The 13,015-nt window shown below is 68.9% G+C and carries 7 protein-coding genes; all 7 read right to left on the bottom strand.

Translation table 11 applies throughout. The features are described from left to right. Nucleotides 1-92: 92 nt before the first annotated feature. Nucleotides 93-566: a Csu type fimbrial protein gene (locus ACQ86G_RS11305; protein WP_431260637.1), complete on the bottom strand. Its 474-nt coding sequence runs from the start codon at nucleotides 564-566 to the stop codon at nucleotides 93-95. Between the two features lie 40 nt (nucleotides 567-606). Then, on the bottom strand, nucleotides 607-1,491 hold the full coding sequence (locus ACQ86G_RS11300; RefSeq protein WP_431260636.1) for a response regulator: 885 nt from the start codon (nucleotides 1,489-1,491) through the stop codon (nucleotides 607-609). 154 nt (nucleotides 1,492-1,645) lie between these two features. After that, nucleotides 1,646-2,284, bottom strand: a complete 639-nt coding sequence (locus tag ACQ86G_RS11295) for a response regulator (protein ID WP_297526560.1) — start codon at nucleotides 2,282-2,284, stop codon at nucleotides 1,646-1,648. After that, complete coding sequence (locus ACQ86G_RS11290; protein ID WP_431260635.1) at nucleotides 2,265-3,710, bottom strand: CHASE3 domain-containing protein; 1,446 nt, start codon at nucleotides 3,708-3,710, stop codon at nucleotides 2,265-2,267. The genes ACQ86G_RS11295 and ACQ86G_RS11290 overlap by 20 nt, the downstream gene beginning before the upstream one ends. A gap of 328 nt (nucleotides 3,711-4,038) precedes the next feature. Further along, a complete protein-coding gene (locus tag ACQ86G_RS11285) occupies nucleotides 4,039-5,070 on the bottom strand; it encodes an alpha/beta hydrolase family protein (RefSeq protein ID WP_431260634.1) in 1,032 nt (343 codons plus the stop codon). A 4-nt stretch (nucleotides 5,071-5,074) separates the two neighbouring features. Next, the gene (locus tag ACQ86G_RS11280) at nucleotides 5,075-6,133 is read right to left on the bottom strand and encodes a GGDEF domain-containing protein (RefSeq protein ID WP_431260633.1); all 1,059 of its coding nucleotides are present in this window, start codon (nucleotides 6,131-6,133) and stop codon (nucleotides 5,075-5,077) included. A 62-nt stretch (nucleotides 6,134-6,195) separates the two neighbouring features. Further along, on the bottom strand, nucleotides 6,196-12,960 hold the full coding sequence (locus ACQ86G_RS11275; RefSeq protein WP_431260632.1) for an Hpt domain-containing protein: 6,765 nt from the start codon (nucleotides 12,958-12,960) through the stop codon (nucleotides 6,196-6,198). Nucleotides 12,961-13,015: the final 55 nt, after the last annotated feature.

Here is a 13,015-nt window from a genome sequence, read left to right as displayed (position 1 = left end):
TCTCCCTGGGCGTTCCGGCCGCCCGAAGCCGTCCTCCTGCTTCCCTGCCTTCCCTGCCTTCCCTGCCGTACGACGGCGGCCTCCGATCGAGCTCAGTAGGTCACCGTCACCGTCACCGTGTCCGTGTAGGCCCCCGGCACCGCCCCGGTGAGCGACGGTACCTGTCCGTAGATCGTCACGCTCTGCACGCCGCCGCTGCCCGTGCCGCTGTAGACCGTGCTGCCCCCGGTGCTGTTCCCCCAGACGGAAGTCCGCGACGCGTCGACGTAGAGCTGGTAACCCAGCGTGTAGGCGCCGTTGACCATCTTGCGGGCCGAGAAGTTGGCCGCGCCGCCGGCGTTGCTGCCGGCGCTCAGGGCGACGGTGTAAGCCGTGGTGGCCGTGCATTCGATGGTGAGCGTCGACGTGCCGTTCACCGGCCCCGCGCCGATCGGGTTGATCGCCGAACCGAAGGCCAGCGTCGAGCCCGACACATTGCACGCCGACGACACCGTCGTCTGCGAGGTCAGCGTATTGGTCGCCGTGCCGCCGCGCGCAACGCCGATCAGGCCGACGAGTGCGGCCATGATCAGGAGCAGCGGGAGGCTTCTCCGCATCCGTGTCCCGTCAGTGCACCACGGCGCTGCCCCTTTCGGGCAGCCGCGTCCCATGGGCCCGGGCCTCCGCAAGGATGAGAAGTCCGCGCGCGGAGATCGCGTCGCGGGGATAGACCGCCAGGCCGACATGGCTGTCCAGCCGCACCTCGTGGCCGCCGAGGTCGAAGGGGTCGGCCAGCGATTCGCGGATGCGGTCCGTCAGCGCTTCCGCCTCCTGCACGGAACCGGCGCGCGAGACAACCAGCGCGAACTGCTCGTTGGCATGCCGCGCCAGCAGGTCGGCCGGGCCCGCGCAGCCCGCCATCCGCCGGCCGATCTCGACCAGCACCGGCGCCGCCGCCGACACGCCCTGGCTGCGCAGCAACGCCTCCAGGCCCTTCAGCACCACCACGGTGACAGCCACCTTGCCGGCCTCGGCGTTGACCATGCGCAGCACCTGGTCCAGGCGCTCGAGCAACGCGACCTGGCCGAGCAGACCGGTCGCGGCGTCGCGCAGCAGTGGCGACGGACGCTGCTGCCGACCTCCGGCCAGCTCGCTCTGCAGCAGTTCATCGAGGTCGCCGAAGAGCGTCTCCAGCCCCGACCCCTTGTCGTAGAACCCGTCGGCGCCCGCCTTCATGCACATGTCGCGGTAGGCGTCCATCGCGTGGTGCGTGAGCATCAGGATGCGGCCCCGGTATCCCTTGCCGCGCAGGCCGCGCAGCACGTCGATCCCGGTGCCGACCAGCAGTGTCATGTCCAGCAGCACCGTGTCCGGCTGCAGCCAGTCGATCAGCGCGATCGCCTGCGGCGCGGAGTCCGCCTCGCCCACGACGCGTGCGCCGGGCATGTCCTCGAGCCGGCGTGCCAGGAGCCGGCGGATGGCCGACGAGTCCTCGACGAGAAAGATGTCCATGGAAGGATGCTCCGGATCGATGCGGCGACTGGTTGTCACCGCCTGTCCGGCATCTTGCGCGCGCCCCCGGCCCGCATCAGCGGCACCCCGCCCAAGCTGGTGTCGGGTTCCCTCCGCAGGGTTTGTCGGGCGATCACCTACGTCCTCCGGCAGGTCACTGGATGTCCGTGAGACCGTGCTGGACGCAGTATTTCGTCAGCTCGGTGTTGTTGCGCCAGCCCGTCTTCTCGAGGATGCGCGCGCGGTAGGTACCGACCGTCTTGGCCGACAGGTGCATGGTGTCGGCGATCTCGGCCGGCGTCTTGCCGGCCGCGATCAGCAGCATCACGCGGTGCTCCTGGGCCGACAGCTGCTCGTGCGGCAGCTGGCCCGGCGTCGCGCCGCTGAGCAGCCCCAGCAGGTGGTCGGCCATTGCCGCCGTGACGTAGCGTCCGCCTTGCAACAGCCGCTGCAACGCGACGACCAGTTCGTCGGTCGCCTTGTCCTTCGGCAGATAGCCGGAAACGCCCATCTGCAGCAACCGTGCCGCATAGGCCGACTCCGCATTGAGGCTCAGCACCAGCACCGGCACGCCCTTGATGGCGCGCAGCATGCGGCTGGCGCCCTCGGTCCCGCTCGCGTCGGGCAACGAGAGATCCAGCACCAGCGCGTCCGGCTTGTGCGCCTGGCCGAGTTGCAGCCCCTCGGCGATGGTCGACGCTTCGTCGATCACCGCCTGCGGCCAGTAGCCCTGGATCAATTGCTTGACCCCGAGCCGCATGATCGGATGGTCGTCAACGATCAGAAATCTCATCCCAACCCTCCTCGTTCTCCCGTCTCGCGCCGGCGCCACCGTTGGCGCCGTCCGCGTCCTCCGCTTCACTTCCGTCGGCCCCCACCGGCACCCGGACGTCGATCCGCGTGCCGCGCCGGGGTGCCGGCCCGAACACCATCTCCCCGCCTGCGAGCACGGCGCGCTCCCGCATGTTCCGCAAACCTGACGCGTCGACACGCACCTGACCCGGGCCGACGCCGTCGTCCTCGATCCGCAGCCGGTACTCGCCGCCCTCGAGGCGCGACTCGATCGTCAACTGCTGCGCCTGCGCATGCCGCAGGACGTTGGTCGCGGCCTCCTGCAGCAGCCGGAACAGCTGGTTGTGCTGCTCGGGCGTCAGGGCCTCGTCGGACGCGAGATCCACGTCGACGATGAGATCGCTCTGGCGCTGCAGCCCCTGCACGTAATGCTGCACTGCCGCACCGAAACCGAAATCGTCCAGCAGCGGCGGCCGCAGCGTGTTGGCGATACGGCGCGCCGCACCGATGACCTCGTCGGCGATGGCGAGCATCTCCTCGTGCATCGGCTCCTTGGCCGGCGCGATCTTGCGCGCCATGGACAGCGCCAGCATCTTGGCCGCCGTGCCGAGTTGTCCCAGTTGATCGTGGACTTCGCGGGCCAGACGGCGCCGTTCCGCCTCGACGCTGCGATCCAGTTCCGCCGCGAAACTCTGGATGCGCGCCAGCGCCTCGGTCAGTTCACGGGTGCGTTCGACGACGGCGCCCTCCAGTTGCGCGTGGCTGTCGCGCAAGGCGCGCTCAGCCTGGTCACGCCGCTCGCGCTCCATCCAGAGTGCCGCCATCGCCGCGGCCACCATCACGCCCCCGGCCAGCGGCAGCACCTGCGCCAGCAAGGTGGTCTCCTTCGTCTGGATCGCGACGGCCGATTCGATCCCGTCGATCCGTTGCTGCTGCAGGGATTTCAAACGACCGAGCTCGCCGCGGATCTCGTCCATCAGCTGCTTGCCCGCCACGTAGGCCTGGCGATCCTTCAACGCGGATTCACCGTCCTTCCAGCGGCTTTCCACCTGACGCTCGACCTGGTGGCGGCGCTCCGCGATGAACCGGTCCAGGCGCTCGAAGGCCGTGTCCTGTTGGTCGCCGGAGCGCGCGAGCGCGGTCTTGAGCTCGGCGTAATGCGCGTCGAGATCGCGCTGCGCGCGTTCATACGGTTGGAGGAACACCGCGTCACCGGTGATCAGGAAGCCGCGCGTGCCCGTCTCGAGGTCGATCAGCAGCGCATTGAGGTCGGAGATGAGCTGCTGCGTGCGCAGCGCGTGGGCGCGCACGTTCTCCTGACGCGTCAATTCGCCAAGACTGCGGTATTCGCCGTAAGCGGTGGCCACAAAAGCGATGCAGCCGGCCAGCAACAGGCCCGCAGCCACCGGAAAGGTCAGCATGCGCATCGAAGGTCCGGGCTTGCGCGCCCGTGTTGGTACAACCCTGTGGACGACGGCATCACAGCGATGACATCCGCGCCGACATCCACCCCAGTGCTTCTGTTGCTCGCGACGTGTCGTCGCGCCTCTCTAAGGCCCCTCGCATCCGGGGCCGGTGCCATGTCTCTCTGCGGAGACCGTTCACATGGGCCTAACGCTAGAGGGGTAGCGCGGGAAAAGCAAGTCCCTGCTCACGTGCCGCGTACCGTGAAAGCCACGTCCCGGTCATGGCAACGCATGAAGTGCCCAGACGTACGGCGTGTTCGGGGGTCAGGGCTTGACACGCGCAGGGCGATCAAGGTGCCTGCCACCGCGCGAGCAACGCGGCGTGACGCCGCTGCCAATCGTGCAGGGGTGCCTCCTCACCGTTCAGGACCAGGCGCAGATAGGCCAGACTCAGTTCGCGCGTGGCCGCCTTGACCTTCGGATTGAGATCCAGGCCGCCGGTGTTCATCCGGTCGGTGAAGATGCTGTGCGAGCCGCCGCTGAACATCGCCAGCGCCTTGTGCGGGCCGCCGATCGCGTCGAACAGCGCCAGGCGGTCCGCAGCGCCGCTGTAGTAACCAGGAATGGTGATCTCGTCGTCGGTGGCGCTGATATGCAGCGTGGGGATCGAGATGCCACCCAGTATTGGCGCCGGGTCACCCTCGCCGTAGAACGGCGGCGCGGAGATGAGGATCGCCGCCTTGAAGCGCGGATCCGCCAATGTCGGCAATGGCGCCCCGGAGCCAGGCACCTTCGCACCGGCCAGCAGCAGGCTGGTGTTGGCGCCGTAGGAATGTCCCGCGATCGCGAGCCGCGACGGGTCGAGTCGGGGAGCGAGTGGGCCGGCGAGCAACTGGTTCAGCGCGAAGCGCACGTCCTGCGTACGATCGACGGCCTCTTCCCGCTGGGCCGCCTGCTGCAGGCGCAGCACCAGGTTCAGCGAATTCGACCAGCCAAAACCGCCCGACCACAGGCGGCGGTCGCTGCCGATGTGCTGCACATGCAGGGCGACCACGCCGTTCGAAGCCCAGTAGCTGCCCAGGTAGCTGTAGCCGCGGCGCGAACCGCCCATGCCATGCGAGAACACCACGACCGGCCAGCCCCCGTCAGGCGCCTCGCCCTGGGGCCAGTAGATGCGAACGGGGACCGCGCGGTGGCGGGACGGATCGATCCAGTCGAAGTCCTGCCAGTGGTGGCTGCCGTCGTCGGCGAGTTGCACGCCAGGCTGCGCGGGAAGATCCGGGCCGCTCACGGGCGGAGGTGAGGCGCAACCGATCAGCAGGGCCGCGAGGGCCGCCATCGCCGAGACGGCGAGCGTGGACCAGCGCCACGTCCTGTTCACGACGTCAGAACAGTTCGACGTCGCTCAGGTGCTTGGCCTCGGACATCGCGCCCTGCGCGACCAGCGTGGCGTGGCTCTGCACCTGGTTACGTCCGGCGCCCTTGGCATGGTAGACCGCCTTGTCGGCGCGCTCGAAAGCGGCGGCCGGCGAATCGCCGGCACGAATCTGCGTGAAGCCGATGCTGACCGTGATGCGACCGACCTGCGGAAACGCATACTGCGCGGTGTTGTTGCGGAAGCGCTCGAAGGCATGCGCCGCATCGGGCTCGTCCTCGCAGCGCATCAGCACGACGAACTCCTCGCCGCCGAAACGGTAGAGCAGATCATTGAAGCGGAAGCTGCTGCGCATCAGGCGCGACAGCAGCAGCAGGACCTCGTCGCCGATCAGATGGCCGAAGCGGTCGTTGATCGACTTGAACAGGTCGATGTCGATGACGCCGAGCCAGTAGCGCGGATGCACCGCGGCATGACGACGATCCTGACCCGCCTCGTCCTGTGCCGCCGCTTCGCTGAGCGAGCGCATCGGCAGTTCCGACACGGCCTTCAGGAAGCTCTCGTCGAAAGTCTTGCGATTGAGCAGGCCGGTCAGCGTATCGCGCTCGCTGTAATCCAGCAGGCCCTGGAAGTTGTGATAGATCCGCAGCACGCTGGAGACCATGCGCTGCGCTTCGGCCTTGAGCCGGCGCGCCGTGTGCAGTTCCAGCACGCCGACGACCTCGCGCTCGGTGGCGAGCGGGAACAGCGTCACCCACTCATCGCCTTCGCGCTGCTGCAGCACGCTGCGCTGCGTCAGGCACTCGAGGCGGCGAGGGTGTTCGGCCAGTCTGGGGAGCGACTCGGGATCGACCCAGAGCGAATCGGCCGTGGCGACCGAGTCCCCTGAGCGCAGGCGGGCGCGTGTCAGCCAACGATGCTGCCCGGGCTCGCCGACGCAGCGGTAGATCGCCACCGCGGCCACCGGCCCGCTCAGCAGATCCCGCAGCGCGGTGACGAGCGTGACGTCCATGACATCGCGGTCACGGAAGCCCGTCAGTTCGGCAAGATGGTCGACTACCCCGGACATGGTGTTTGCAGCGTGGAGGGAGGATCCAGGCGCCGGCTTCCCGATGTCCGGGAGGCCGGACGCTACGCCCTCGCCGGCTGAGCGGCGGACAGATGCGAAGTGTATCGGGCGATCAGACCCAGCAGGTGCTCTTCGTCATAGGGCTTGCCCAGGTAATCGTTGACTCCGAGCCGTTGTGCATACTCGCGATGCTTCTGCGCGATCCGCGACGTGATCATGATCACGGGCAGACCCGCCAGACGCGTGTCGGCGCGCAGGTTGCGGACCAGGTCGAAGCCGTCCATGCGCGGCATCTCGATGTCCGACAGCACGACCGCGGGCAGCTCGTCGCCGCCCAGGCGTTCCATCGCATCCAGACCGTCCTTGGCCAGCAGCACGCGGTAGCCCTCGCGTTCCAGCAGACGCTGCGTGACGCGACGGACGGTCAACGAGTCGTCGACCACCATCACCAGCGGCGCCAGCTGGACCTTGGCTTCCTCGACCACCACCTGGCGGGCCGCCGCTTCGGCGTCGTGCACGCGCTGCTGCGCGGCATGGCCATAGCGGTTGGCGAGCGCCACCGGGTTGTAGATCAGCGCGACATCGCCGGAGGCCAGCAGGCTGATGCCCGCCAGGCCCGGCACCTGCATCAGCTGCGGGCCCAGGTTCTTGATGACGACTTCCTGGTTGCCCAGGACTTCGTCGCAGTGCAGCGCCAGACGCTGCTGCGCGCTGTGCACCAGCGCCACCGGCAGCGTCTTGCCATGGGCGAAGCCGCGATCGCTGTGACGCATCAGGCCACCCAGCCAGTAGAAAGGCATGCGCTCGCCGGCCGCCATCAGCGAGCCGTCAACGTAAGCCTGTTCCACCGTCTCGACGGGCAGACGTTGCACCGACAGCATCAGGGCCGCAGGAACCGCGACCTTGCGGTCGCCATAGCGCAGCACGACGACCTGCGTCAGCGCCGTCGTCAGCGGCACGCGCAGCTCGAAGCTCGCGCCCTGGCCCGCCGTCGACTGCGTCAGCACGTAGCCGCCGAGCGTGTTCACTTCCGACCGGACCACGTCCATGCCGACGCCGCGCCCGGCCATTTCGGTCAGCGCATCGGCGGTGGAGAAGCCCGGCTCGTAGATGAGGTCCATCAGCTGCGAGTCGCTGACGTCCTGACCCGGCTGGATCAGGCCCTGGCTCTCGCCGCGGGCGCGGATCCGCGCCAGGTTCAGGCCGGCGCCGTCATCGCTGAAGCGGACCTGGATCTCGTTGCCTTCCTGATGCAGGTTCAGCACGATGCGGCCGACCGGCGCCTTGCCTGCCTGCTGGCGGACCTCCGGCGTCTCGATGCCGTGCACCACGCTGTTGCGGAGCAGATGCTCGAAGGCGCCCGTCAGACGCTCCAGCACGGCCCGGTCCAGTTCGACGCCGCCGCCGCGGATCTCGAGCTGCGCCTGCTTGCCGCTCTCGCGGGAAGCCTGTCGCACCACGCGATGCAGACGTTCGCCCAGGCTGCTGTCGAATTCCACCATCCGCGTGCGCAGCAGGTCGTCCTGCAGCTCGCGCGTCAGCCGGGACTGGCCGGCCAGCTCGTCTTCGCCCGCCGCGACGTTGCGCTGCAGGCCGCGCTGAACCGTCGCCACGTCGTTGACGGACTCGGCCAGCATCCGGGTCAGTTCCTGGAAGCGGGTGTAGCGGTCGAACTCCAGCGGGTCGAAGTCCTTGCCGGTGGCCTGCGCGGCTTCCTGGCGGGCGGCGATGCGGGCCTCGGCCTGCAGTTCCAGCTCGCGCAACTGCGTGCGCAGACGCTCCAGGTTGTCGTCCAGGTCGCCCAGCGACGTGCGCATCTGGCCCAGTTCGGATTCCAGGCGGGCACGGCGGATGGACACTTCGCCCGAAAGCGCCGCCATGCGCTCCAGCAGCGCGCCACGGACGCGCACTTGCGCGGCCGGCGCGACCGGCGCGCTTTCCAGCGGCTGGCCGAGGTCGGCGACCTCGCTGAAGTGGGCCCAGTCGATGTCGATGTCGGCCAGAGGCGCGGGCACCGGCGCCGCCACGGGAGCAGGCTCCTCGACGATCGGCTCCACGATCTCGGCGACCGGCTCGATCACCGGCTCGACGATCGGCGTTTCCACCGACTCAACGGCCTCGGGCACTGGCTCCACCGGCTCGACGATCTCTTCGATCGGAGCCTCGGGGGCGGCAATCACCTCAGCGACCGGTGCCGGGATCGCATCGGAACCCTCCGCGGGCGACTCGATGGTCACCACCGCCTCGGCGGCCGGGATCGGCGCGGTCGGCTCGACGACCGGCGCCACCGGCACGGGCGGTGCCATCGGCGCGGGCACGACCGGCACAGGATTGCGCCATGTGCGCTGCAGCGTCTTGAACGTGTGCTCCAGGCTGTCGCCGGCGTCCTGCAGCGCGAGCAACTGCTCGAAGCTCGGTTCGCCTTCGGCCAGCAGATGCTCGACCTGCGACTCCAGGCGGTGGGCCTCCTCGCCAAGGCGCATGGCGCCGGCCAGACGAGCGCCGCCCTTGAAGGTGTGCAGCACACGCATGCAGGCCGCGGCTCGGCTGGTGTCCGCCGGCTGGGCGGCCCACTCGCGCAGTGCACCGTGCAACTGGCCCAGCAGATCCTCGGCTTCCTCCTCGAAGATCGGCATCAGTTCCGGCTCGATCTGGTCGGGCTGGCTGAAGTCGAAATCGTCGTCCGTGGCTTCGGCCGCCTGGTGGAAAGCGGCTTGCGAAGTCGGGAAATCAGGATCGAACGGGGTGACCGGGGCCACCGGAACGTTCAGCAGGCTGGCCGGCAGCGAGGCCGTGGACACTTCCTCCAGCGACATGGCCAACAGGCCCTCGTCGCTGTCGGCATGACCGTCAGGCAGCACCGCGCCAGGCTCGAAGGATTGCAGTTCGAGCAGCAAGGCCGGGTCGGCTTCCTTGAGGAAACCGGCAGCGAATTGATGCAGCAGACGGCGGATCTCGTCCGAAGCGCGCTGGAACAGCGTCGGGTCGCCCACCACGTGGCCCACGGCACGGCCGAGGGCATGTTCCAGGCAACGGGCCAGCGTCGACAGGTCGTCGAAGCCGACCGTTGCCGCACTGCCAGCCAGGCCGTGCGCCAGCGCTTCCGCGTCCTGCGGCAGCGGCGATTGCGGCAGCAGCGACCATTCGGTCAGCTCCACCTGCAGACGGCGCGAACGCTCGTCGGCCTCGTTCAGGAAGATGTTGAACAGGGCGATGCTGATGCGCAGCGGGCCGATGATCTTGACGCCTTCGTCGCTGTCATCAGCGATGTCCTCGTCCAGCGTCTCGATCGGAGCCTCGGCGATTGGCGGCACGACCGCCGTTCCACCCACCAGACTCAGCGCGGGTGCCGCGTGCGTCGCAGGCGCGACCGGCGTGTCCAGGTCGAGGTCCGGCAGGTCCAGATCGGACAGGGTGCGCGGCGACAGGCCTTCCGGCGGCGTCTCGACCAGTTCCTGGCCCAGGTCCAGCGTCAGCGACAGGTCGGGCGTCGATGCCGCGTCCAGCGCGGTCACCGGCTCGGTATTCAGATCCGAGAGATCCAGCAGGTCCAAGGCAGGCTCGTCGACCACCGGCTCCACCGGCAGCTCGTCCAGCGGCATCGGCGTCGTGGCCTCGATCTCGACCATCGGCGCATCCGCCGGCCATCCTTCCGGCAGATTCAGCGTGACGGTCGCTTCATCAGCGGGCGTCAACGTCGGCTCCAGAGCCTGCGTCGGCTCGTCGTGGAAGACCGGCGGCTCGACGTTCAGCGGCGGCTCGGATGCCGACGGCGCCTGCAGCGCCGACGGCTCGATCACATCCGCCACGGTCGGCAGCGACATCGTCGCGTCAAGCGCGGGCAGGTCGGCCGCAGACAGCGCGTCCAGGTCGATCGAGGAACTCAACTCCGGCACGGCCTGGGTCAGCTCGGGCACCTCGCCCGGCAGATCCAAGGACAGATCGGACGGTGTGACGCTCTCGACATCGGTGACGAAGTCCAGGTCGGCCACCGGAAGCGGGGGCACGTCCAGGCCCGGCAGATCCAGCGACGGCAGGACCGAGCCTGCGGGCACGGGTGTCGCGTCCAGCGTGGCAAGGAGGTCCAGCGCCGCCTGCTCGTCAGGCGTGGTCGACTGCGCGGGCGCAGCGACCTCGTCGGCGAGCGACAGTTCCGGGAGGCCCGTCAGGTCGAGCTCGTGCACTTCGTCGACGGTGGGAACCTCGACGACTTCGACCACCTCGGCGGCCTCGATCAATTCGGGAATCGCGCCTGCTTCGACCAGTTCGACGACCTCGACCGCCTCAGGCAGGACAGCGATCGGCGCAGCCACCGGGGCTGCCGGCTCGGCCGACACCTGCAGTGGCAGGTAACGGTTTTCCAGGCGCAGCGCGTCGGCCGAAGCGCGGAACGGGGCGCTGTGGAAGCCATGCGGACGCGTGTCGGCAATCGCGGCGGCCCAGGTCTGGAAGGCATCCAGCGCTTCGTTGCTGAAGCGCAGCAGGTCCGAGTCGGCCTGCGGATGCTCCGACAGACGATGGTTGTAGAGCTGTTCGCAGGCCCAGCCGGCTTCGCCGAACTCGTTCAGCCCGACCATGCGCGAACTGCCCTTCAGCGTGTGGAAGGCGCGACGTGCGGTCGTCAGCTGTTCCTTGTCGCTGCCGTTGCGGGCAAGCGCGGCCATCGCGTCGCGAGCGGTCGACACGACCTCGGCAGCCTCTTCCAGGAAGATGCCCAGCATCTCCTCGTCGATGGCCTCCTCGGCCTGCGGGATCGGTGCGCTCGGTGCCTGCGCCGGAGGCGCCGCGGGCGCGGCGGCCTCGATGAATTGCTGCAGCGATTCGGCCGCATGACTGCCCGCGGCGTCGCCGCCGGCCGACAGCAGTTGCTGCTGAGCCTGTTGCGCCGCCTGTGCCATGCCGAGGTCGTCGGCAGCACGCGCTTCGTGGGAGATCCGTTCCAGATCGCGAGCCAGGTCCTCGGTCGAGCGATCACCCTGCGCCACGGCTTGCGCCGCGGCCTGCAACTGATCGATCAGCTGCGGCTGCGGCTGCGACTCGGCCGACGCAGCGGCCGGGTCCGGCTCCTGCGGCTGCAGTTCGCTTTCGCGGCCCACCAGCGACTGCAGCAGCCCGGTGTCTTCCTCGAAGCGGAACATGCGCTTGGCCAATTGCGGCTGCACGCTCAGCATGTCGATCAGGAATCCCAGCGCGCCCAGGTTGTGGGCGAGCCGGTCGAATTGCGCGCGCGGTCCCGACAGCGTCGGATCGACCTCGGTGTTGGCCAATTCATCGACCTGGTCACGCATCTTCAGCGTCGCTTGCGCAGCCTGAGACAGACCCAGCACGCTGAACACGCCACGCATGGCCTGCAACTGTCCCGGCACCGGGATCAGCCGGTCACGCTTGCCGGGGTCGCGGAAATACTCGTCGCACTGGCGCTCGACCTCGGAGAGGCTCGCGCGCAGTTCATGGACGACGGAGCCCAGCGTCTGCCGATCGGCAACACGGCGGTAGAGCTCTTCCATCCAGCTTTCGAGCGCCAGCGGCGCCTCGCCGTGGCCAACCGACTCGATGCGACGGGCCAGGCTCTTCACGCGCTCGCCCTGCTCCGGCTGGTCGAAGGCCTCGTCCTCGAGGGCAGCCTCCAGATAGAGCATCGACGTGGCGATCTCCATCGCCAGCGCCGGCTCGGGCGCACGGCCAGAACGCAGCGTCGTCACGACGGCGCGGCGTAGCGTGTCGCCGAGCACTTCTCCGCTCGGGAACAGCTTCTGCAGCGATTCGGCGACGTTGGCGAACTGCTCGTCCAGCCCGCCCAGACGGTGGGTCTCGCCTTCGGCGGCGGAAGCCCAGGATTCCTTGGCCGCGATGACGCGACGCTTCGCGGCCGCGACCCAGTTCGGGTCGATGCGGCCCAGCGCGTCGTCGCGGTAATCGACTGTGTCCGCTTCGATCAGGCCATAGGCCTGTTGAACCGCGCTCAGGCGCGGCGCGGAGCCGGGTTCCGCATGCTTGGCGGCGGCGGCGAAGAACAGCAGGTCCTTGGCCAGACGCTCCGACGGCGCGGCGTCGCTACCGGCGCGCAATTGCGCGAGCAGGCGCGAGCCAAGCCGCTTGACCAGCGTGTCCACCGGCAGCAGACCGCGCGATTGAGCCTCGAACTGGCCAGCGGCCAACATCCACAGCGTCCGCGCATTGGCCTGGGTCTGCGTCAACGCCAAGCCGGCGCACAGATCGCTCAGCAGTTGGCCCTGTCCCGGGGCCGGCGCGCGCATCTGCTTGAGCAGCAAGGCCTCGAACGGCGTGCGCATCTGTTCCGACGTCAAGGCACGCACGCCACGGTCCAGCGGCAGCTCGCGCCAGCGGAATTCCTCGGTCCACAGGTCGGCCGGGTGGATACGGCCCGCGCCGTTGAGTTCCTGCAACGTCTGATAGGCAGGGAACAGTGCCAGCGAGCTCGGCTGTCCGCCGGCCAGCGTCTTGGCGATGAAGGCGAGCACCGCGAAGTCCGCGCGCTCGACCGCCTCGACCTCGGCGATGCTCACGCCGGCCGGGTTCTCGGCCAGACGGAACAGCGTCGCCTCGGCAGCACGCAACAGATGCGCCGCCGCGGGCAGGCTGACCACCGCCAGCACGCCGGCAGCCTGGTGCATCTGCTGGGCCGCGCCTTGCAGGGCGGGACTGGGCTGGCCGTCGCCACCCAGCGTCGTCGACCGCGCATCGGCATCGCGCAGCACGCGGCGAAGGGCCTTGTGCACCGATTCCAGCGTGCGGCGCAGCTCCTCCTGGACCCAGGCCAGAGGGCTCAGGTCGGCGGGGAACTCGGATTCGCGCGTAAGGTCCATGCTCGCTCTTGTTCTCTTCTAATTGTCGACGCGGTGCGGGGTGATCCCTGTTCTA

It is taken from the genome of Roseateles chitinivorans (assembly GCF_050632145.1).
Taxonomy (GTDB): domain Bacteria; phylum Pseudomonadota; class Gammaproteobacteria; order Burkholderiales; family Burkholderiaceae_C; genus Roseateles; species Roseateles chitinivorans_B.
The sequence above is the reverse complement of the archived record's forward strand: the minus strand, read 5'-3'. Positions and strand labels throughout refer to the sequence as shown.